This is a genomic window from Fructilactobacillus sp. X1R3C1 (genome assembly GCF_059901545.1).
Window position 1 is genome coordinate 188,227 of the sequence record NZ_JBWXUT010000001.1, and the last position, 19,939, is coordinate 208,165.

The 19,939-nt window shown below is 41.1% G+C and carries 24 protein-coding genes; 20 read left to right on the plus strand and 4 right to left on the minus strand.

Going from position 1 to position 19,939, the window contains the following annotated elements:
• Positions 1-63: 63 nt before the first annotated feature.
• Both AC6UD8_RS00930 and AC6UD8_RS00935 read right to left on the minus strand, forming a co-directional pair.
• Positions 64-282 carry a P8 family protein gene (locus AC6UD8_RS00930; RefSeq protein ID WP_500693400.1) on the minus strand — a complete coding sequence of 73 codons (219 nt, stop codon included), beginning with the start codon at positions 280-282 and terminating at the stop codon, positions 64-66.
• A 59-nt stretch (positions 283-341) separates the two neighbouring features.
• Positions 342-1,601 carry an MFS transporter gene (locus AC6UD8_RS00935; protein WP_500699114.1) on the minus strand — a complete coding sequence of 420 codons (1,260 nt, stop codon included), beginning with the start codon at positions 1,599-1,601 and terminating at the stop codon, positions 342-344.
• A gap of 252 nt (positions 1,602-1,853) precedes the next feature.
• On the opposite strand from AC6UD8_RS00935, the gene pyrF reads away from it, so the two are divergent.
• The 7 genes from pyrF to AC6UD8_RS00970 all read left to right on the plus strand — a co-directional run bounded on the left by pyrF (position 1,854) and on the right by AC6UD8_RS00970 (position 8,418).
• Positions 1,854-2,582, plus strand: a complete 729-nt coding sequence (gene pyrF / locus AC6UD8_RS00940) for an orotidine-5'-phosphate decarboxylase (RefSeq protein WP_500699116.1) — start codon at positions 1,854-1,856, stop codon at positions 2,580-2,582.
• Between the two features lie 2 nt (positions 2,583-2,584).
• On the plus strand, positions 2,585-3,211 hold the full coding sequence (pyrE, locus tag AC6UD8_RS00945) for an orotate phosphoribosyltransferase (RefSeq protein ID WP_500699118.1): 627 nt from the start codon (positions 2,585-2,587) through the stop codon (positions 3,209-3,211).
• A gap of 146 nt (positions 3,212-3,357) precedes the next feature.
• On the plus strand, positions 3,358-4,386 hold the full coding sequence (gene adhP / locus AC6UD8_RS00950; RefSeq protein ID WP_500696445.1) for an alcohol dehydrogenase AdhP: 1,029 nt from the start codon (positions 3,358-3,360) through the stop codon (positions 4,384-4,386).
• A gap of 130 nt (positions 4,387-4,516) precedes the next feature.
• Positions 4,517-5,710 carry an AbrB/MazE/SpoVT family DNA-binding domain-containing protein gene (locus AC6UD8_RS00955; RefSeq protein WP_500693405.1) on the plus strand — a complete coding sequence of 398 codons (1,194 nt, stop codon included), beginning with the start codon at positions 4,517-4,519 and terminating at the stop codon, positions 5,708-5,710.
• 46 nt (positions 5,711-5,756) lie between these two features.
• The gene (locus AC6UD8_RS00960) at positions 5,757-6,641 is read left to right on the plus strand and encodes an aldo/keto reductase (protein WP_500699120.1); all 885 of its coding nucleotides are present in this window, start codon (positions 5,757-5,759) and stop codon (positions 6,639-6,641) included.
• Between the two features lie 120 nt (positions 6,642-6,761).
• Entirely contained in the window at positions 6,762-7,622 is an 861-nt protein-coding gene (locus AC6UD8_RS00965) for a hypothetical protein (RefSeq protein ID WP_500693407.1), read from the plus strand.
• 106 nt (positions 7,623-7,728) lie between these two features.
• The gene (locus tag AC6UD8_RS00970; RefSeq protein WP_500696449.1) at positions 7,729-8,418 is read left to right on the plus strand and encodes a hypothetical protein; all 690 of its coding nucleotides are present in this window, start codon (positions 7,729-7,731) and stop codon (positions 8,416-8,418) included.
• 50 nt (positions 8,419-8,468) lie between these two features.
• On the opposite strand, the gene AC6UD8_RS00975 is transcribed toward AC6UD8_RS00970, so the two are convergent.
• Both AC6UD8_RS00975 and AC6UD8_RS00980 read right to left on the minus strand, forming a co-directional pair.
• Positions 8,469-9,404: an aldo/keto reductase gene (locus AC6UD8_RS00975; protein WP_500695357.1), complete on the minus strand. Its 936-nt coding sequence runs from the start codon at positions 9,402-9,404 to the stop codon at positions 8,469-8,471.
• 14 nt (positions 9,405-9,418) lie between these two features.
• Positions 9,419-9,802 carry a DUF488 domain-containing protein gene (locus tag AC6UD8_RS00980; RefSeq protein ID WP_500699122.1) on the minus strand — a complete coding sequence of 128 codons (384 nt, stop codon included), beginning with the start codon at positions 9,800-9,802 and terminating at the stop codon, positions 9,419-9,421.
• 136 nt (positions 9,803-9,938) lie between these two features.
• On the opposite strand from AC6UD8_RS00980, the gene AC6UD8_RS00985 reads away from it, so the two are divergent.
• The 13 genes from AC6UD8_RS00985 (at position 9,939) to fabI (ending at position 19,905) form a co-directional block, all read left to right on the plus strand.
• A complete protein-coding gene (locus tag AC6UD8_RS00985; protein WP_500693411.1) occupies positions 9,939-10,481 on the plus strand; it encodes a hypothetical protein in 543 nt (180 codons plus the stop codon).
• Between the two features lie 55 nt (positions 10,482-10,536).
• Complete coding sequence (fabZ, locus tag AC6UD8_RS00990) at positions 10,537-10,983, plus strand: 3-hydroxyacyl-ACP dehydratase FabZ (RefSeq protein WP_500699124.1); 447 nt, start codon at positions 10,537-10,539, stop codon at positions 10,981-10,983.
• A 14-nt stretch (positions 10,984-10,997) separates the two neighbouring features.
• Entirely contained in the window at positions 10,998-11,975 is a 978-nt protein-coding gene (locus AC6UD8_RS00995; protein ID WP_500695354.1) for a beta-ketoacyl-ACP synthase III, read from the plus strand.
• A gap of 35 nt (positions 11,976-12,010) precedes the next feature.
• Positions 12,011-12,274 carry an acyl carrier protein gene (locus AC6UD8_RS01000; protein ID WP_500693414.1) on the plus strand — a complete coding sequence of 88 codons (264 nt, stop codon included), beginning with the start codon at positions 12,011-12,013 and terminating at the stop codon, positions 12,272-12,274.
• Between the two features lie 34 nt (positions 12,275-12,308).
• A complete protein-coding gene (locus AC6UD8_RS01005) occupies positions 12,309-13,220 on the plus strand; it encodes an ACP S-malonyltransferase (protein ID WP_500699126.1) in 912 nt (303 codons plus the stop codon).
• A 3-nt stretch (positions 13,221-13,223) separates the two neighbouring features.
• Positions 13,224-13,967, plus strand: a complete 744-nt coding sequence (gene fabG / locus AC6UD8_RS01010; RefSeq protein WP_500699128.1) for a 3-oxoacyl-ACP reductase FabG — start codon at positions 13,224-13,226, stop codon at positions 13,965-13,967.
• 26 nt (positions 13,968-13,993) lie between these two features.
• On the plus strand, positions 13,994-15,229 hold the full coding sequence (fabF, locus tag AC6UD8_RS01015; protein ID WP_500695351.1) for a beta-ketoacyl-ACP synthase II: 1,236 nt from the start codon (positions 13,994-13,996) through the stop codon (positions 15,227-15,229).
• Positions 15,229-15,672, plus strand: coding sequence for an acetyl-CoA carboxylase biotin carboxyl carrier protein (locus tag AC6UD8_RS01020; RefSeq protein ID WP_500695350.1), 444 nt, complete (start codon positions 15,229-15,231; stop codon positions 15,670-15,672). Before fabF ends, AC6UD8_RS01020 begins: the two co-directional genes overlap by 1 nt.
• Before the next feature lie 2 nt (positions 15,673-15,674).
• Positions 15,675-16,091, plus strand: a complete 417-nt coding sequence (locus tag AC6UD8_RS01025) for a 3-hydroxyacyl-ACP dehydratase FabZ family protein (protein ID WP_500699129.1) — start codon at positions 15,675-15,677, stop codon at positions 16,089-16,091.
• Between the two features lie 18 nt (positions 16,092-16,109).
• On the plus strand, positions 16,110-17,483 hold the full coding sequence (gene accC, locus AC6UD8_RS01030; RefSeq protein WP_500699131.1) for an acetyl-CoA carboxylase biotin carboxylase subunit: 1,374 nt from the start codon (positions 16,110-16,112) through the stop codon (positions 17,481-17,483).
• The gene (locus AC6UD8_RS01035; RefSeq protein ID WP_500699133.1) at positions 17,470-18,312 is read left to right on the plus strand and encodes an acetyl-CoA carboxylase carboxyltransferase subunit beta; all 843 of its coding nucleotides are present in this window, start codon (positions 17,470-17,472) and stop codon (positions 18,310-18,312) included. The genes accC and AC6UD8_RS01035 overlap by 14 nt, the downstream gene beginning before the upstream one ends.
• Positions 18,305-19,075, plus strand: coding sequence for a carboxyltransferase subunit alpha (gene accA / locus AC6UD8_RS01040; RefSeq protein WP_500699135.1), 771 nt, complete (start codon positions 18,305-18,307; stop codon positions 19,073-19,075). The genes AC6UD8_RS01035 and accA overlap by 8 nt, the downstream gene beginning before the upstream one ends.
• A gap of 65 nt (positions 19,076-19,140) precedes the next feature.
• Positions 19,141-19,905 (plus strand): enoyl-ACP reductase FabI, encoded by a 765-nt coding sequence (fabI, locus tag AC6UD8_RS01045; RefSeq protein ID WP_500699137.1) that lies wholly within the window; start codon positions 19,141-19,143, stop codon positions 19,903-19,905.
• Positions 19,906-19,939 lie beyond the last annotated feature (34 nt).

Consider the following 19,939-nt stretch of genomic DNA (forward strand, 5'->3'; position numbering starts at 1 on the left):
CAGTCATCTCTTTTTGTATAAAAAAAGAACCCATCAATAATGATGAGTTCTAAGAATCAAAAACTATTTCTTAAGTAACTTTTCAGCATCAGCTTTAACATCGTCATCGCTCATGTTTAAGTACTTTTCCATATCAGATTCAGTCTTCATGGTATCATGACTGTTATCTTCCATGTAGTGATCCCATAATGCATCACGTACTGGAGTTGAGTCGTCGCTCCAATCAAATACTTCTGACATCTTTTCGTCTAATACGCGTGGTGTTTCAAAATCATCAGCCATGTTATATATCCCCTTTTTCATTTATTCATGTTTATTTTAGTTCTTTTGGCTTAAAAATGTTAGTTATTTGCACTTAATTTGGTGTTTTTACTTAATTTTTTAATGCCAGGGATGCTTATCATGGTGACAAAGCTGATTAAATACAAAACGGAAAGGAAAATCATTACTACGTACAGGTTATATTGATCCATTAGAATTCCGATAATGACCGATGACATTCCACCAACAGCTCGCCCAACTCCCACGATGATATTGTTGGCACTACTTCTCACTTCAGTTGGGTAGAGTTGACTCACAACCGCACCGTATCCGCCGTACATCCCGTTTGAGAAGAAACCAACGACCGCACCAATAATTAGTAGAGCAATCGTGGTGTGCGCTAGGGCCAATAAATAAACCATGATTGATGAGGCAATTAGGAAGATCCCAAATGAGAGCCGTGGTCCGATGTGATCAAGAATCGTACCAAACACCATCATACCAATACTCATCCCAATAATGGTGGAAATCATCCACAATGAAGATCCGGCAACGTTTAAGCCACTTTGTTTTTGAACGATGGTTGGAAGCCAGTTCATTAACCCGAAGTATCCGGCGATCTGAACGGTGGTCATAATCATCAAACCGACACTTTGATAGGCGGTCTTAAAGTCTGAAAACATGTATTTTTTAATGGCTTCGACAGTTGAAATGTTCTGTTCCTGCTTTGATTCAAGAAATTCGTCTGACTCGTGTAAGTGGCGTCTAACGAAGAAGATTAGAATGATGGGAATGAGCCCGAACAAGTACAATGCATGCCAGCCAAGGTGTGGAATAATAAAGGCGGCCAGGATGGCTGCAAGTAAGGCACCGACTTGCCCTCCGACTGATGCAATTGATGACATTTTTCCTAACTTATTCTTCGGAAAGGCTTCGGCTAGTAAAGTAATGCCAAGTCCATACTCACCACCAGCTCCAATCCCGGTCAACAGTCTTAGAAAGTAGATTAAGTAGATATTGTTGGCAAACCCCATTAGAGCGGTCGCAAACGCAAAGATGAAGATGGTGTAGGTAAATGTCTTAACTCGACCAAAACTGTCACCAAGAAATCCAAAGATCACGCCACCAAGCAGCATTCCCCAGTTGGTGATGGTTCCAATTAATCCGGCCGCTCCGGCTGAGATATGCAGGGATGCGATGATCGAACTCATTGTAAAAGACAGAAAAAGCACGTCCATGTTTTCAAGACCAAAGCCAGAACTAGACGACAGTAAGACTAGTTTCTGGTTCTTGCTCATTGATGCATGGCTGTGCTCAGTATTATTGCTTATTTTATCCATAATTTCCTCCAAATTAAGACTCGCTGGTCTTGTTTATTTGACGCTGTTAGTGATTATTACATAGTAAAATTGTTTTGACAAGATGAACTTTTACCTTGACGGCCCCACCGATATTCCCTATATTTAGAGTAATAATTAATTAAGTTGGTTCAGAGAAACCAGGATTATGTTTATTAACTGATATAAATTTAATTTTAAAGGACCATTCTCTGACACCCGTCTGTGATTGGTCCTTTTTTGCGAGGTAAGAAAATGAAGAAGACAATGATGATTGCGCTGGATTTTCCGACGCAGATGGACGTAAATACGTTTTTGGACCAGTTTGCGTACCCAAGTCAACTGACGGTCAAGGTTGGGATGGAACTTTTCTATCGGTACGGTCCTGAGACGGTCAAAGAAATCAAAAATAAGGGGTGTTCAATCTTTTTAGACCTGAAGTTAATGGACATTCCTAATACTGTGTACGCGGGTATGTTTCAGCTTGCTCAACTTGGAGTTGATTATGTGACCGTGCACACACTTGGCGGAAGTGAAATGATGAAAGCTGCTAAGCGTGGCTTAGTGGATGGGAGTAATAAATCTCATAATCAGGTTCCCGAGTTATTAGGGGTGACCGAATTAACTTCTATTTCGCAAAAGGGACTCGCTAATGAACAAAATTGTTCTTTGAGCATGAATGAGCAGGTAGTCTCCCTAGCTAAGCAAGCTAAAGATTCTGGTTGTGAGGGAGTCATTACCTCCGCTAAGGAGTTGCCCGATTTAATGAAGCAAGTTGGGACTGACTTTGATTATGTTGTGCCGGGAATCAGAAGTAAAGACAACGCCAGTGAAGATCAAAAACGGGTGGCAACACCAGAACAAGCACGACGTGATGGTGCGTCTGCCATTGTCGTGGGGCGTCCCATTACGCAGAGTGAACATCCTTATCGGGCTTATCAAAAATACAATGATGAATGGAATTTAAAAAAGGGGACAGATTAGTTATGCATAATACAACTGAAATTTTAAAGGACCTGGTTAACGACCAAATCGTTCAACTGAATCCAAGACGCCCCTTTACGTTTGCCAGTGGGATTAAGTCGCCAATTTATACCGACCTACGTTTAACGATTTCGTATCCAGAACTAAGAAAAAAGATTTATCAGGCCCTTGGTCAATTAATTCAGACTAATTTTCCGAACGTCACGGTCATTGGCGGAGTGGCAACGGCTGGAATCCCGCACGCGGCTTGGGTAGCTGAAGCAATGAAGTTACCGATGATCTACGTTAGATCCAAACCAAAAGATCATGGAACCAGTAAACAGATTGAGGGGAAAGTAAGGACAAATGATCATATTGTGCTCATTGATGATCTAATCTCAACTGGCGGAAGCGTGATTAAGGCGGCTCAGGCAGTTCAAAAAGACAGCCATCAAGTTGATGGGGTAGTTTCCATCTTCTCCTATGGTTTTAGCGATGCCGACGATAATTTTAACAAGGCCGATTTAAGATTTGTTCCGCTGTTAACTTATCCTGAACTAATTAAGCAAATGCTTAACAACGGTCAAATCGAAAATAATCAGTACGAGCGACTTAATAAATGGCATCAAGACCCCTGGGCATGGAAATAAATCACTTTTTTAATTCTTCGTCTTTTAAGGATATATTACAATCTGTTATCGCTTACAATTCCCTGTTGACACGTGAAAATTTTAACTATATGATAGGAATTGTTGATAGATAGACGACTATAAATCATGGGAATAGGAGAATTAATATGGTAAAAGCAGCAGTTGTTAGAGATAATTCAGATGGATACGTTGATGTTAAAGATGTCAAACTTCGTCCAATTCACGAGGGTGAAGCTTTAGTTAAAGTTGAGTATTGTGGACTCTGTCATACTGACCTCCACGTTGCCTCGGGTGACTTCGGTGAAGTTCCGGGCCGAATCATTGGTCACGAAGGAGTTGGACGTGTAACTCAAGTTGCTGACGACGTTACCGACTTAAAAGTTGGTGACCGAGTTTCAATCGCTTGGTTCTACTCAGCTGACGGTACTTGTGAGTATTGTGTTACTGGTAATGAGACCTTATGTCGTAACGTTAAAAACTCTGGTTTCACCGTTAACGGTGCCATGGCAGAAGAATGTATCGTTGATGCTAAGTACGCCGTTAAGGTTCCTGAAGGCTTGGACCCCGTTGAAGCAACTTCACTAACCTGTGCCGGTGTTACCACTTACAAAGCTTTAAAGATTGGTGACACGAGACCCGGCAAGTGGGTTGAAATCGTTGGTGCCGGTGGATTAGGTAACCTGGGTGTTCAACTTGCCAAAAACGTCTTTGGTGCTCCAGTTGTAGTTGTGGATGGAGATCCTAAGAAGTTAGAAGCTGCTAAAGAAAATGGTGCCGATGTTTTGATTAACAGACATGACGGTAACGTTGCCGAACAAGTTCAAGATAAAGTTGGTGGGGTTTACGATTCAATCGTTACTGCCGTTAACAAGGATGCTTTCACTCAATCAGTTAACGCTTTACGTCCTGACGGAACCTTAGTTGCGGTTGCTCTACCAAAGGGTGATATGGCACTTAACATCGACAAGACCGTTCTTGACGGTATTAAAGTTGCTGGTTCACTAGTTGGAACTAGACAAGATCTTAGAGAAACCTTCCAGTTCGGTGCTGAAGGTAAGGTTAAACCAATCGTTAGAACTGACAAGTTAGAAAATATCAACAACGTAATTGATGACATGAAGGCTGGTAAGATTGTTGGCCGTGTTGTTTTCGATTTCACTGGTGATGACAAATAAATTAAAATTATCAACTAACTTAAGAAGTAGAATTCATAGAATTCTGCTTCTTTTTTTAATAATTAGTCCTGGGTCCGTTATAATAGAAGAATAAAACTATTTTCAAATTCATAACGAACGAGGAATCATAATGACGGAACCAAAGTATAAAATTGCAATCCCAAATCAGGTCGTTGAACGTCTCCATATTAAGCCGGGAGCCAAATTGAACTTGACACTGCGAAGACAAGGCATGACGGTAGAGAAAGTTAACGATGGCACTCCAAATTCGTGGAACGTTTCGATCTGGTGGTCGCTGATTCCGGCGGTGATGACCGCCTTAATCGCACTGATCTTTTTTAAGTATCGGCACTTTCAGATCGTCCCCATCAGTGGTAAATATTCGATTGCCAGTGGCACCATTGTATTGGGACTGTTTTTTGGTGCTTTACTGTTTACGATCTTTCTCATTAAAAGTCGCAAGAACCCACAAAATACCATTTATCGCAATATTTACTGGCGAAACTTTCCAACGATTGTTCTATCCTTTACTGCCAGTTTATTGGTTGGGCTGCTTGGGGTATTTTGGATTCTGGGAATTGCTTTTAAAGGCGCCACTTTCGATGTGTATACGGCGACCATCATCATTGCCATTTTAGAGGGAATCGTGAACTACGTCATGATTAGTGTGGCAGTGGCTCTAACGCCAACTTTATTAGTCGATCTTTTGAACCTAATCATTGTTTCTGGTGTTCTGATCTCTATGTCGTCAAACAGTCATCGCTACTGGTGGCGCCATAATCTGAGCTTTTTGGGGACGAGTCGAGCAACCGACAGTTGGCAGTTTAACTTGACCATTATCTTTTCCGCTTTATTGATGTGGGCTGTGATTGATTTCTTGTTTGTTTCGTTAAAATCAGTTCAAAGACCAACCATTCAAACTTGGATTTTACGAACCCTTTTGACGTTAATGGCGTTTAACGTGGCCGCTATCGGGATTATTCCCAATGACATTCAGATTCCGTGGATGCATTTTTGGCACACTCAGTTTGGCTGGTCGTTAGTTTGGATTATTATTATTCTAATTGCTGGAATTCGTTGGCTTTGGCCTGGAATTTCTAAAAACTTCCTGAAAACGTCGTATTTGATTGGACTACTACTAGTGCTGGCCAGTATCCTCTTTCAAGTTGTGCACTACTTCTCACTAACAGCCTTTGAGATTACTTCGTTCACGTTGGCTTTTTCTTGGATTATGATGTTATTTCAGTACATCTTAGACGTCGTGAACAAGGGAACGCTTGATTTTACCGTGACGCTCGCTAAAAATAACAAACAAAATTCATGAAATAAATAACGTGATATCCTACAATTAGTTCATGGAGGTGTTAAGTATGAGTAGAGATTTAGAATCAAAAGTACGTTTAAATAATGGCGTTGAAATGCCCCAATTAGGAATGGGTGTTTGGAAGAGTGATAATAAAACCGCCGCTCAATCCGTTGAATGGGCACTAAATGATGGTTATCGAGCAATCGATACCGCTAAACAATATGGAAATGAAGCCGGTGTTGGTGAAGGTCTGAAAAAAGGTCTGACTGACAACGGATTAAAACGTGAAGATGTTTTTCTAACGACTAAAGTATTTAATGGTGATCAAGGATACGATTCAACTCTTGAAGCTTTTGAAGGCCAATTAAAGCGTCTTCAAACTTCATACGTTGATTTGTTACTAATTCACTGGCCAGTTAATGGCAAGTACAAGGAAACTTGGCGCGCTCTTGAAAAGATTTACCATGAGGGTAAAGCACGTGCCATTGGAGTTTCAAACTTCAATATTCGTCGTCTAAGAGATTTGATGAAGCATGCTTCCGTAAAGCCAGCTGTCAACCAAATGGAATTTCATCCCTTAGAACAAGAAGCTGACATTAAAGAATACTGTGACTTAAATGACATTAAACTTGAAGCATGGTCACCACTTGGTGGTGGAGCCGCTTTAAACAATCCACTTGTTAAGAAAGTTGCTGAAAAGTACGGTAAATCAACCGCACAAATCATCATTCGTTGGGACATGCAACGAGGCATTATCTCAATTCCAAAGTCAGCTCATGAAAAATACATTAAAGCCAATGCTGACATCTTTGACTTTGAACTTGACGACGATGACATTCGCCTAATTAATAGCCTTAACGTTGACAAGCGTTCAATTTGGTACGGTGACTTCCGTTGGAATGGGAATCCTGATGCTCCAGTTGACACTGTTGACCAATGGGATGACTAATTTAGTTAAAAGAGAAGCGTGTGCTTCTTTTTTTTATTGGTTGTGATTGTGACTGATAGCGTTTTTATTAAGATTTCGTTATAATGAAATTGTAAATAAATTAACAAAGGGAGAATTATTATGATTATTAAAGCAATTAAAAGTGCCCTTAACGTAACCAAAAAGCATTTTTGGATTTTGTTAGCAATGGTTGTTCCTGCGATCTTAATATCCGCTGTTCTGGGTGGATTGGTTAGCAGCCTGCAAAATTCTGAGGCTTTGAGTTTAAGTTATAGTTTGGGTGCCAGTTTTAGTATCTGGTTAATCTCGATCATCGTTGGAATTATTGGGATTGTATTATTTGAATCAGCAGCGATGGGATACCTGACTGGTGACGAGACCAATACGTTTAAATTTGAGGATGCCTTTGTGGCATTTAAACAAGGAAACACTTGGTTAGTGGCAGCACTGTATGCCGCTTTTATGGATTTGATTAGTTTCATTTTTGGTGCATTATTTGTTGCCTCCGCTGGCGTTATTAGTGCTTCATTTGTTCCTCGAGTCTTTGGTTTTAACACCACCACCGCTCAAGTGGTCGCTTTGATCATTGTTGGAATTGTGATTCTAGCATTAGTTGGAATTGCTTGGATCTTTGTTGCCACTGGGTTAGCGTTCATTTACTTAACCTACTTTGATGCTCAACGAGCTGGTAAAAAAGTTCATCTAATGGATGGCTTTTCAGCTTCATGGAAACTCATGACTGGCAATCGTTGGGGTCTGATTGGTTTGAAAGTTTTGAACCTAATCATTGCCATCGTAACCTACGCGGTAATTGTCCTGGTAGGTGCACTTCTCTGGTGGATCTTTGCCTCAATGTTGACATGGACCGTCTTTGCAATTGTGCTTGAAGTCATTTTGACGGTGCTCGCCATCGCAATTTCAATCTTTTACATGGTGTGGTTCTCAATGGCTAACATTAAATTCTACGAAGAAATTAAATAGTTAATCATTAGTTACAAAAAGAGAAGCAAGTTGCTTCTCTTTTTTTACGTTGTCAAAAAGAACTCGGCGTGTAATAATTCTAGTAACGAAAAATGGAGGAATACATATGATTGCAAATGCAATGACAAAGTCGTGGGGAATCGTGAAGAAGAACTGGTGGATGATGTTTTTAATGGGCATCCCAGCTGGGGTCGTGGGAGCTTTTTCGGATCCAATGATGTTGTTCAAGCTTCAAGGCATGCAAAGAGCCCTTTTCTCAATCTTTGAATTAATCGTTGGTCTGGTGGGAATCTTATTTTCTGCCTCTCTGGCCATGGGATACGCCAAGAGTATTCAAAATGATAGTTTTAAGTTTAAGAATGCTTTTGTGGCTTTTAATCGTAAGTATAATTGGCCTGTCATCATTCTGGTAGGACTATTAATGACACTTGCAGAGGCCTTTGCAACCCTCCTATTGATTGTTCCCGGCGTCATCTTGTCGGTTGGATGGGGTCTTTGGATGTATTCGTATCAAGATGAAATTGAGACCGGAAAAGAAGTTGGGATTACTCAAGCATTTACCGATGCTTGGCAAACAACGAAGGGTTACAAGTGGAACTTTTTTTATCTGCAGCTGTTATTTTTCTGTATGTATTTCGTATTAACCATTTTGATGACAGCCGTTACAACCGTTGTGAAGGGTAATTCTATTTTAGCCGCGGTGGTTTCTGTAATTGTATATGTTCCAATGATTTTCATTAGTTTCTGGAATTCAGCGGCTCAAATCATTTTCTACCGTGAAATTAAAAATAAATAAGTGTCAAAAAAGCGTTCATCATTTGATGAACGCTTTTCATTTCTTAATTTCTATTTAAATAGGGTGTTAATTTGATCATACTCGGCGTGGCTAAGGTCAATGTCTAACGCTTTAGCATTGCTTTTGACTTGCTCTGGCTTTTTGGCACCCGGAATAACAACCGTGATATCAGGATTCTTGATGTACCAAGCAATGACGATTTGAGCAACGGTAGCGTCATGCTTGTCGGCAATTGGCTTTAGTTGGTCAACTTTTTCAACAATCTTTTTGAACTCTTTGCCTTTAAAGTCGGGATTGTCATGTCTGATATCATCCTTTGGGAACTTAGTCTCTTTGCTGTACTTGCCGGTCAAGAGTCCAGATGCAAGTGGGAAGAATGGAACAAATGAAATATCGTGTTCCTTTAGATATGGGAATCTTTCTCTTTCGGCTGAGCGATCAATCAAGTTGTATTCTTCTTCATCAATGTCAACCAGTCCGTCAAGGTTGGCCTGCTTTAATTGTTTCATTGACATGTTTGAAACTCCGATGGCACGAATCTTACCGGCTTTTTTCATTTCGTTTAAAGCAGCCACTGATTCGTTTAATGGGGTGTGATCATCTGGAAAATGGATGTAGAAGATATCAACGTAGTCGGTTTGAAGTCGTTTCAAACTATCTTCGACGCATTGTTTTAAGTATTCCGGAGAGTCATCAATAACAACGCTTCCATCGCTTTGAACCTTTTGACAACCCTTAGTAGCGATCTGAATCTTAGAACGATCGTATCCCTTGATGGCTTCACCGATTAGTTTTTCTGATTCGCCCATGCCATACGCAAAGGCAGTATCTAGCAGGGTAATGCCAGAGTCTAAAGCTGTTTTAACGATTTCGATTCCGGTTTGGTCACTTAAGTTTGGAAATAAGTTGTGACCACCAACGGCATTAGTGCCTAAACCTAGTGGGACGGTCGTTACGTCTGATTTACCAATTTCTACTGTTTTCATGTTAAATTCCTCCATTACTGATTGAGTTCTGCTTTAATCTCAGGTTGGGCAAGCAAATAGTGATAGATAATGATCGCTTGATTATGCTTCGTATCTTTTGCTCCATACAATAAAATTACGTTGCCCGATTTTAAGTGGGTGGAAACTAATGATACAAATCCGGGCATTTGTGGATTATTTTTTAGTTCATCCAAATACTTTTGTTTGAATTCCTCAAACTTGGCGGGGTCGTGTCCGAACCATTTTCTTAGTTCGGTACTTGGAGCGATTGATTTGAACCAAATATCTAGATCGGCGTTAACCTTCGAGATTCCACGAGGCCAGAGACGATCAACTAGGATTCGGTATCCATCCTTATCGACGGGCTTGGTATAGATTCGTTCAAGCTTCAATTCCATTTTTCTTACCTACCTTCATTGATTATTTGATCTCTTATACTATAAGCAAGTATACGATACCTTGGTGCCCAAACGTTAGAATTTAGTCTTCAATGTGGTAAAATCAAGTGTAAAAAAATTAAGGAGGGACAGTATCATGGTTAGAAAAAATCGGATTTCGGATGGTATTTCCAAATTGCACGGTTCGGCCAATGAATTCTTGAAAAAATTTCAAACTGAAATCGATGAAAAACGACATCCTAATAAACAGAGAGTGATTGATGGGACAGATATTGAGCTGGCGCCACGGCAAAAGATTGAACGTCATCGTTATCCAGATTTGGTGGACTATGGCACCTATTATTCCGCAATCATGGATAATGGGCATACTGTTCTGGTCAACCCAGATTACCTTGAGTACAGCGTTGAGGTTATGCCCGGTTCCTATGATCAAGAGCATCATTTCATAAATGACACTAATCACTGGCGGATGTACTATGTTGATGGTGTTGGAATCGATCGTTACTCGGCTCCCATCCCAGAGTCATATGATTATCTTCAAGATATGGATAATGATGAGGCCGATAAATTCCCAGGAATTCCTGGAGATCGATACGGAAATCGATGGGCGATTGGGTATAATTCAAAGGATAAAATCCTCTTAGTAAGTAGCGAGGCACTCAGTTTGAATAAACGTTAAGATGTTACCAAACGTCACATTTGTAACGTAAAACTAAATTTTGTGAGATGAAAATATGGAACAGTTAAGAATTGATAAAATAATGGAAATTCTTCCAAACCGTAACCCAACTTTATTTGTGGACCGAGTGGATCAGCTAACCCCGGGCGAATCAATCGATGCCGTAAAGAACGTCACCGCTAATGAAAATTATTTTCAGGGTCATTTCCCCGGATTTCCACTAATGCCAGGAGTTTTAATTGTTGAGACCTTATCGCAGGTGGCGTCAATCCTCATTTTGAAATCGCTTGATGTTGATCCTAAAAGTAAGGTTACTAAACTTAACAAAACTAAAAATGTGAAGTTTAGACACATGGTTCGACCCGGCGACACTTTGAAAGTTCACGTTGATTTAAAAGAAGTTAACGATGGAACCTACACGATGGTGGCTGATAGTGAAGTTAATGGCGATAAAGCTTGTTCGGCCACGCTTGGATTCTCGTTAGCTGACCGGGTCGATTAAGTAGGTGATAAGTAGTGAGTGCTTTTAAAATTATTTCAAGCGCCAAAAGTGTTCCTGAAAAGGTCGTCACTAATGACGACCTGGCTAAGATTATGGACACCTCTGATGAATGGATCAAGAGACGAACGGGCATTTCAAGTCGGCACATTGCGGTTAATGAATCTACAACGTCAATGAGTGTGGAAGTGGCTCAAAAGCTTTTGAAAAGTTCTGGGACTGATCCTAAAGACTTGGATTATGTAATTGTGGCCACCATGTCATCTGATTATCAGACTCCATCGACGGCTGCTAGCGTTCAGGGTGCAATTGATGCTACCAATGCGGTGGCGTTTGATATTGATGCCGCATGTACGGGTTTTGCGTTTGGAACGTCAATTCTTAATTCGTTGTTAGCAAAAAAGAACGGTAGTTGTGGGATTTTGATTGGTGCGGAAGTATTAAGTAAGTTTTTGGACTGGTCAGATCGATCAACTGCCGTGCTTTTTGGTGATGGAGCCGCTGGAATCTTGGTTCAAAATGATCCTAGTTCTGATTCGAAGATCTTAGGAGAGTCCCTTCAAACTTATGGTGATTTGGGGTCAGCTTTAACAGCTGGACACTTTCCCTGCGTTACACCATTTGGGAAAAGTACCAATCAGGAAAATCGGTTCTTTAAGATGGATGGTCATAAAGTGTTTAACTTTGCGTTAAAGAGGGTTCCCAGTTCAATTAAAATAGCACTAACAGATGCTCATTTAGCTTTAGATGATATTGATGTTTTTGTCATGCATCAAGCTAATGCCAGAATTATTACTAGCGTTGTTAGAAGGCTTGATTTGCCGAAAAGTCGGTTCCCAATTGATATTGATGAATATGGGAATACAGCGGCAGCTAGTGAACCACTGCTATTGGCAGATTTGCTTACAAGCGGTAAAATTCAAAGAGGAAACAAAGTTGCCCTTGTCGGTTTTGGTGGCGGATTAACTACTGGAACTGTTATAATTAATTATTGAGGACAAACAAATTTTATTAAATGGAGTGATTATTTATGGCTGAAAAAGCAGATAAGAATCAGATTTTTGACAAGATTAAGGCGGTTGTTACCGACCAAACCGATATCAACCCCGATGACATTAAAATGGACGCTAACTTCAAAGATAACTTGGATTTAGATTCATTAGATATCTTTGAAATTGTGGATGCCCTAGAAGATGCCTATGACATCGAAATTGATAGTGACGAGGGCATGGAGACGGTTTCTGACCTAGTTGATTATGTTGCAAAGCAAATTGACGAAAAGAACGATAAATAATAAAGTGTTTTTTATTTTAGGAGTGTTTTAAATTTTGAAAATCGGTTATTTATTCAGTGGCCAGGGACAACAGTTTGCTAACATGGGATCTGACTTGTATCAAAATAACGATACCTATAAAAACGTGGTCGATACCGCGTCGCATACTTTAAATCTTGATCTATCCGATCCGAAGGTTTTTGACGATCCTGAAAATACTCAGATTGCTATTTTGACTTTGAGTTATGGGATTTACCAGATTTTAGCTGGCAAGCTTCCTAAAGCGCAGGCAATGATGGGTCTTAGTTTAGGCGAGTATAGTGCTTTAGTATCTGCTAAAGCACTATCTTTTCAATCAGGATTAAAATTAGTGCGTGACCGAAGCCACTACATGGATGAAGCCGGAAAGCAAAATCCCGGTTCAATGGCTGCTGTGTTAAAGGTTGAGCCCCAAGTAGTGGTTGACGTAACAAACGAAGTTGACGGGGCATATCCAGCTAATTTCAATACTAGCGAACAAACTGTGATTGGTGGGACTGAGTCTGGGGTCAAAACGGCTAGTGCAGAACTTAAGAACCGGGGAGCAAAGCGAGTCGTTCCCTTAAAAGTTGCCGTTTCTTCACATACTCCGCTGATGCAACTAGCTAGTGATTTGCTTTCAAAACGAATGGAGAATGTTGCCTTTAAAACCCCGGAGGTTCCAGTTATTAGTAATACTGACGTTGACCTGTTTAACAAGGATAATCTTTCCGATACGTTAACCCGTCAGTTGGTCAATCCAACCCACTTTAAAGCGGATCTAGAATTCATGGTCAAAAACTACGGAGTAGATACGCTGATTGAAATCGGGCCGGGGAACACACTGACTAAATTTGCAAAAAAGACACTTAAAGATGTCGATGCTTATAGCGTTGACAGTTTAAAGAAATTAAATGATTTACAAGCAAAACTTGGTTTGGAGGACTAATTCATGACAACGAAAAATGACAAAAGCACGGTTTTAATTACCGGTGCTACTAAGGGAATTGGTCTGGCAAATGCCAAACGATTAGCAAAAGATCCACATAATTTTGTGATTGTGAATTCTCATCGAGAATTAAGTGATGACGAAGTAAAAGATTTAAAGTCACAGTTTGACACTGAGATTGAGATCTTGATTGGCGACGTTTCAAAAGAAGAAGACGCTGAGTCAATGGTGAACCAGATCTTAGATGAACATGATCATCTCGATGTATTGGTTAATAATGCTGGGATTACCAGGGACAAACTCTTAACGCGGATGAGCGAAGAGGATTTTAAAGCTGTGTTAGACACCAACCTCGTTGGAACGTTTAACATGACTAAGTATGCCTTAAAGACCATGCAAAAGAAACGAGCTGGTGTTATCATCAACACTTCCAGTATTTCGGGACTTCACGGAAATATGGGACAGGCTAATTATTCGGCAAGCAAATCAGGGATTGTTGGTTTAACAAAGACGACGGCACAAGAGGGATCACTTAGAGGGGTTCGTTGTAACGCCGTTGCTCCTGGCATGATCAAGACCGACATGACGGCCAAATTGAGTGACAAAATTATTTCGAGGTGGGAAGATACCATTCCCCTTCATCGTTTTGGAAGTGCTGAAGAAGTAGCCGAAACAATCGAGTTTTTGATTAATAATCAATACATTACGGGACAGGTAATCACTGTTGATGGCGGACTCACAATGTAGTTCCGTTTATTTAAGGGAGGATTCAATTGGGTAATAGAGTTGTTGTTACGGGCATGGGTGCAGTAACCCCAATCGGGAACGATGCTGAGACTTTTATTGATAATTTGTTGGCTTCAAAGGTTGGAATCGAAAAAATCACTAGTTTTGACACCTCTGAGATTAAAGCTCACGTGGCAGCCGGCGTAAAGGACTTTGATCCAAGCAAACGCTTAGCTAAACGAGACTATCATCGAGTAGATCCATTTGCGCAATACGCACTTTACAGTGCCGTAGAGGCAATGGACCAAGCTGGGTTGAAACGAGGAGAATATGATGGAAAGGATCTTGGCGTCATCTACGGATCTGGGATTGGTGGTATTAGTACCATCGAGACGCAGGTTCTAAAAATGTACAAAAAGGGTCCCAGACGTCTTTCCCCGTTATTTATCCCAGAAACCATTATTAATATGGCTGCTGGCAATATTTCGATTTACTTTGGCGCTAAAAACACCAGTAAAGCCGTGGTTACAGCTTGTGCAACTGGAACCAACGCGATTGGCGATGCTTATGAATACCTTAAAGCTGGCAAGGCTAAAATGATGATCGCTGGTGGATCAGAGGCAGCAATTACTCCGGTTGGAATTTCAGCCTTTGCGGCCCTAACAGCTCTTTCTTCAAGTGAAGATCCAGCTCACGCTTCCATGCCATTTGATAAAGATCGGGACGGTTTTGTAATGGGCGCTGGTGCTGGAACCCTAGTGCTTGAAGATTACGATCACGCCAAAGCACGTGATGCACATATTTTGGGTGAAATCGTTGGCTACGGCCAAACGAGTGACGCTTACAACCTTACTGCTCCGGATCCAGATGGGGAAGGGGCCATTGGGGCCATGCAACAAGCATTGGATGAAGCTCACATCAAGACTTCCGATCTTGATTACATTAATGCCCATGGCACAGCAACTCAATCTAATGATGTTTCTGAGTCAAAGGCCATTAGCAAGTTGTTTAAAGATAATGACCACGTCTTGGTTAGTTCAACCAAAGGGATGACTGGTCATGCCCTTGGAGCTGCAGGGGCCATTGAGGCAGTGGCAATTCTTGGATCCATGAAGCATAGTCAAATGCCAGTGAATGTTGGTGTCAGTACCCAGGATCCAGAAAGTCATATCAGGCTAGTGGATAAAGAGAATGCTAAAAGACCGGTCAATACCGCCATTAGTAATTCATTTGGATTTGGTGGTCATAACGCGGTCATTGCGATAAAGAAGTGGAATCAATAATGAATGAAAAAGACATTGAAAAATTAATAACTAAATTTGATAAGTCCAACTTACAAGAATTAAAAATTGACGAAAACGGTCAACAACTTTATTTCTCCAAGATTGACAGTCATTCTAAACCAGTCACCCACGTTGAAAAAACGGCGGATGATAAATCGGATGAAAATCAGGAAAAGCTTCAGTTGAATGCACCTACTAGTGGTAATTATCAACTAAAGGCACCGATGGTGGGAATATTGTATTTTGCTCCTAGTCCTGAAAAGCCCGACTTCAAAAAAGATGGTGATCGCGTTCAAAAGGGTGAAACGGTTTGTATCATTGAGGCCATGAAGATGGTCAATGAAGTTAAAAGTCCGGTGAGCGGAACCATCGTGAAACGTCTGGTTGATAATGGTTCGATGGTTGAGTATAACGAACCAGTTTATGAGATTAAGGAGGATTAGTTATGACATTGAATGTTAATGATTATATCCCTCAACGTCCACCCATTCAGATGATCGATAAGATTGACACCATTACCCCGGGAGCGGGAGCCGAGGCCACTAAGATGTTGGCAGGAAACGAATGGTACTTTGCAAATCAAGGTAATCATCCGACACTGCCACGTCCGTTGGTGCTCGAGTCAATGGCTCAGACTGGAGTGGTTGCTCTCTTATCAATGCCAGAATACAAGGGTAAAAACGCCTTTTTTGGTGGAATCAAACAAGCTGAATTTAAAGATGACTTTCGACCGGGCGATGTTTTACATTTAAAGGTTGATTTATTAAAGGTTAAACATAATATTGGAATTGGAAAAGGTGTTGTCACTAGGGACGGACAAGAAATCGCTAATGCAACGTTGATGTTTGCGGTTGAATCATAGTGAGTGAAAGGTGATTTAATGTTTAAAAAGGTACTGGTGGCTAATCGGGGCGAGATTGCAGTCCAGATTATCCGTGCGCTTCATGATATGAATATTAAGGCAGTGGCAGTGTATTCAACTGCTGACGCTGATAGTTTATTCGTAAAATTGGCCGATGAGTCAGTTTGTATCGGTGGACCATTTCCAGACGAGTCATATCTCAATATGGCAGCAATTGTTGATGCAGCGGTACTTACTGGTTGCGATGCTTTGCACCCGGGATATGGCTTTTTGTCTGAAAACGCTGATTTTGCGGAACTTTGCAATCAGTGTGGCATTAAGTTTATCGGTCCAAGTGCTAAGGTTATAAATTTGATGGGAAATAAAGGCAATGCTAAGGAAGCCATGAAAAAAAGTGGTGTTCCAACGATTCCTGGCAGTGATGGTTTTATTGACTCCGTAGAACAAGCCAAAGAAGTCGCTCATCAAATTGGTTATCCAGTAATGCTGAAGGCTGCTGCCGGCGGTGGTGGTAAGGGCATCCGAAAAGTTGCTGATGACGATGAACTAGCTAAGGCTTTTCAGGATACGAAACGGGAGGCTAAACTTTCCTTTGGCGATGACCGATTATACATGGAAAAAGATCTAAACGACGCCAAGCACATTGAGATGCAAGTCATTGCCGATGAGCATGGTAACGTTGTTTATTTCCCCGAACGTGATTGTTCACTTCAACGTAATCACCAGAAGATCATTGAAGAAAGTCCATGTTCTGAAATCACTTCCACAAAGCGCCAAGAACTTGGTCAGATCGTCGTTAACGCCACCAAGGGAATCCAGTATACAAATACGGGTACATACGAGTTCTTAATGGATCAGGATCACAACTTCTACTTTATGGAAATGAACACCAGATTGCAGGTTGAGTACACCATTACCGAAGAAGTTGCCGATGTGGAAATCATTAAAGCTCAGATCTTAGTTGCAGAAGGCGAAAAGTTACCCTTCACGCAGGCTGATTGTGACGTAAAAGGCTACGCTTTGGAGTGTCGAATTGATGCAGAAGATCCCAGCAATAATTTTGCCCCATCGCCGGGTAAGATTACGAGTTTGCACCAGACTTATGGTACAAAGGGAGTTCGAGTGGACTCTGGCATTGGACAAAACGACGTCATTTCGCCCTACTACGATTCAATGATTGCCAAAATCATTGTTCACTTGCCCACTAAGAAACAGGCTGTCCATAAGATGCGTCGGGTTCTTAATGAGTTTCACATTGAAGGGGTCAAAACCAACCGAGATTTCTTGATTGCTTTACTAAATGACAAGCATTTCTTGGCTGGGGATTTTAACAATAATTACATTGAAAGTACGTTCTTAAAAGAATGGATGAAGAAACATGGCAAAAAGTGATTTTGAGAATTTGAATTCTGATGAGCTGACCAAAAGAATGGATCAGATTCCTAATGATATTTGGGTGAAATGTCCTTATTGTGGGACTACTTTTTACAAAAAGAAACTTGGTAAGTACAAAGAATGCCCAAATTGTGGCTATGCTTTTCGGATTGGAGCCAAAGAACGCATCCAAATGATGTGCGACGACTTTGCACCCATTAATACTGATTTAAAGGCTTCCAAAAAATTTAAAGACGATAAGTACGTGGCAAAACTAAAGAAGGCCAGAGAGATTACTGGGATAAACGAAAGTGTCCTATCAGGAATCGGAACGATCAACGGTGTCAAAGTTGCGGTTGCAGCGATGGACTGGCGTTTTATTATGGCCAGTCTAGGGACAGCTACTGGAGAGATCTTGGCTCGTTTATTTGAAACGGCTACTAAAAAGGGCCTGCCGGTGATTGTCTTCACTGCTTCTGGGGGTGCGCGAATGCAGGAGGGAATTCATTCCTTAATGCAGATGGCCAAGGTCTCTGAGGCTGTGGCTGAACACAGTAAGGCTGGGTTGCTTTACATCAGTGTGCTGGGCGATCCTACCACTGGTGGTGTGACCGCCAGCTTTGCCATGCAGGGTGATATTTTGTTGTCAGAACCCCATGCTTTGATTGGTTTTGCTGGTCGTCGGGTGATTGAAAAAACGATCCAACAGCGTCCGCCAAAAGATTTTCAGCGGGCTGAAACGTTGCTTAAAAATGGCTTCTTGGACGATGTCATTAAACGTTCTGAATTGAAAGAAACGTTAGGGAAGTTACTAAAATGGCATCAGGTAGGTGATCTTAATGGCTAAAAAAACGGCATGGGATAAGGTGCTGGCCGCTAGAGCTGCCAAAAAAATTGGGGTTGATGATTTAATCAATGGCATTACCGATGATTTTATGGAACTTCATGGTGACCGGGCATATGGTGATGATCCCGCTGTTTATGGTGGGATTGGCACCATGGACAACATTGCCACTACGTTTGTGGGGATTAGAAAGGGATCAGACCTGAACTCTAACATTGAACGGCACTTTGGTTCCGCAGAACCAGACGGGTATCGGAAGGCTTTACGTCTGATGAAGCAGGCCGAAAAGTTCGACCGGCCGATTGTCACCTTGATTAATACACCAGGCGCCTATCCTGGCGTTGATGCTGAGTATCATGGAATTGGTTATACGATTGCGCAATTAATCTTACAGGGAATGCAACTAACCGTTCCTTATATTAGTGTGATCGTTGGCGAAGGTGGCAGTGGTGGTGCTTTAGCACTGGCTGTCGGTGATTGTGTCTGGGCCTTTGAGGATAGTATTTATTCGGTGCTCTCACCCGAAGGTTACGCCACGATTTTGTGGAAAGACCCCAGTCGGATGAAAGAAGCTGCTTCAGTGATGAAATTAACGCCGGATGATTTGTTGTCCGAGGGAATCATCGATCGGATTATTCCCGAAGCTGATACGGTTGATGGTTTCGAACGTTTCAGAGGTGATCTGGTTAAAAAAATTAGGGAATTAAATGCATTATCTAAGGATGATTTGGTTGCTAAGCGACTTTCCCGTTACCGAAATTTTTAATGAATGAATTAATTTTTTGATATAATGATGTAAATTAGATATTTGGTTCTAGGAGGATTTTGAAGATGGCTGATTTATTAAAAGGAAAAAAAGTTGTTGTGATGGGTGTGGCGAATAGAAAAAGTATTGCTTGGGGATGTGCACAAGCAATTAAGTCACTTGGAGCTCAAGTTATTTTGACATACCAAAATGATCGTTTAAAGAAGAGTATTGAGAAGACCATTGGTGATGAAGAGTTCCCACTGGTTGAATGTGATGTGGCCGAAGATGCTAACGTCCAAAAGGCTTTTTCCGAAATTCATGACCGTTTTGGAAACATCGATGGGGTTATTCATGCCATTGCTTTTGCTGACAAAGAAACCCTTCAAAATGGTGTGATTAACACCAAAAAAGATGGTTACAACTTAGCCGAAGACATTAGTGCGTACTCATTTATCTCAGTTACTCGTTATGCCAGCAAGATTATGAACAAGCCTGGTAGCATTTTAACGTTAACTTATATGGGTTCAACTCGTGCCATTCCTGATTACAACATGATGGGAATTGCTAAGGCATCCCTTGAATCAGCTATGCGTTACCTTGCTTCTGAACTTGGTAAAGACCAAATTCGAGTAAACGCAATTTCCGCTGGAGCCGTTAAAACTTTGGCTGTTACCGGAATTAAGGGTCATCGTGACCTTCTTAAAATGTCACAATCATTCACCGTTGATGGTGAGAATGTAACAACTGATCAGATTGGTAACGTTGCTGCTTTCTTAGTTAGTGATTTATCAATCGGTGTTACTGGTGACATTATCTACGTTGACAAGGGTGTTCATTTACTTGCCTAAATTAAAATTAATTTAAATATCCCATAGTCGTTGA

Bases quoted from the DNA above. Each gene is read 5' to 3' on its own strand.
- AC6UD8_RS00930 (WP_500693400.1), bottom strand. From the start codon at position 282: ATGGCTGATGATTTTGAAACACCACGCGTATTAGACGAAAAGATGTCA.
- AC6UD8_RS00935 (WP_500699114.1), bottom strand. From the start codon at position 1,601: ATGGATAAAATAAGCAATAATACTGAGCACAGCCATGCATCAATGAGC.
- pyrF (WP_500699116.1), top strand. From the start codon at position 1,854: ATGAAGAAGACAATGATGATTGCGCTGGATTTTCCGACGCAGATGGAC.
- pyrE (WP_500699118.1), top strand. From the start codon at position 2,585: ATGCATAATACAACTGAAATTTTAAAGGACCTGGTTAACGACCAAATC.
- adhP (WP_500696445.1), top strand. From the start codon at position 3,358: ATGGTAAAAGCAGCAGTTGTTAGAGATAATTCAGATGGATACGTTGAT.
- AC6UD8_RS00955 (WP_500693405.1), top strand. From the start codon at position 4,517: ATGACGGAACCAAAGTATAAAATTGCAATCCCAAATCAGGTCGTTGAA.
- AC6UD8_RS00960 (WP_500699120.1), top strand. From the start codon at position 5,757: ATGAGTAGAGATTTAGAATCAAAAGTACGTTTAAATAATGGCGTTGAA.
- AC6UD8_RS00965 (WP_500693407.1), top strand. From the start codon at position 6,762: ATGATTATTAAAGCAATTAAAAGTGCCCTTAACGTAACCAAAAAGCAT.
- AC6UD8_RS00970 (WP_500696449.1), top strand. From the start codon at position 7,729: ATGATTGCAAATGCAATGACAAAGTCGTGGGGAATCGTGAAGAAGAAC.
- AC6UD8_RS00975 (WP_500695357.1), bottom strand. From the start codon at position 9,404: ATGAAAACAGTAGAAATTGGTAAATCAGACGTAACGACCGTCCCACTA.
- AC6UD8_RS00980 (WP_500699122.1), bottom strand. From the start codon at position 9,802: ATGGAATTGAAGCTTGAACGAATCTATACCAAGCCCGTCGATAAGGAT.
- AC6UD8_RS00985 (WP_500693411.1), top strand. From the start codon at position 9,939: ATGGTTAGAAAAAATCGGATTTCGGATGGTATTTCCAAATTGCACGGT.
- fabZ (WP_500699124.1), top strand. From the start codon at position 10,537: ATGGAACAGTTAAGAATTGATAAAATAATGGAAATTCTTCCAAACCGT.
- AC6UD8_RS01000 (WP_500693414.1), top strand. From the start codon at position 12,011: ATGGCTGAAAAAGCAGATAAGAATCAGATTTTTGACAAGATTAAGGCG.
- fabG (WP_500699128.1), top strand. From the start codon at position 13,224: ATGACAACGAAAAATGACAAAAGCACGGTTTTAATTACCGGTGCTACT.
- AC6UD8_RS01020 (WP_500695350.1), top strand. From the start codon at position 15,229: ATGAATGAAAAAGACATTGAAAAATTAATAACTAAATTTGATAAGTCC.
- AC6UD8_RS01025 (WP_500699129.1), top strand. From the start codon at position 15,675: ATGACATTGAATGTTAATGATTATATCCCTCAACGTCCACCCATTCAG.
- accC (WP_500699131.1), top strand. From the start codon at position 16,110: ATGTTTAAAAAGGTACTGGTGGCTAATCGGGGCGAGATTGCAGTCCAG.
- AC6UD8_RS01035 (WP_500699133.1), top strand. From the start codon at position 17,470: ATGGCAAAAAGTGATTTTGAGAATTTGAATTCTGATGAGCTGACCAAA.
- accA (WP_500699135.1), top strand. From the start codon at position 18,305: ATGGCTAAAAAAACGGCATGGGATAAGGTGCTGGCCGCTAGAGCTGCC.
- fabI (WP_500699137.1), top strand. From the start codon at position 19,141: ATGGCTGATTTATTAAAAGGAAAAAAAGTTGTTGTGATGGGTGTGGCG.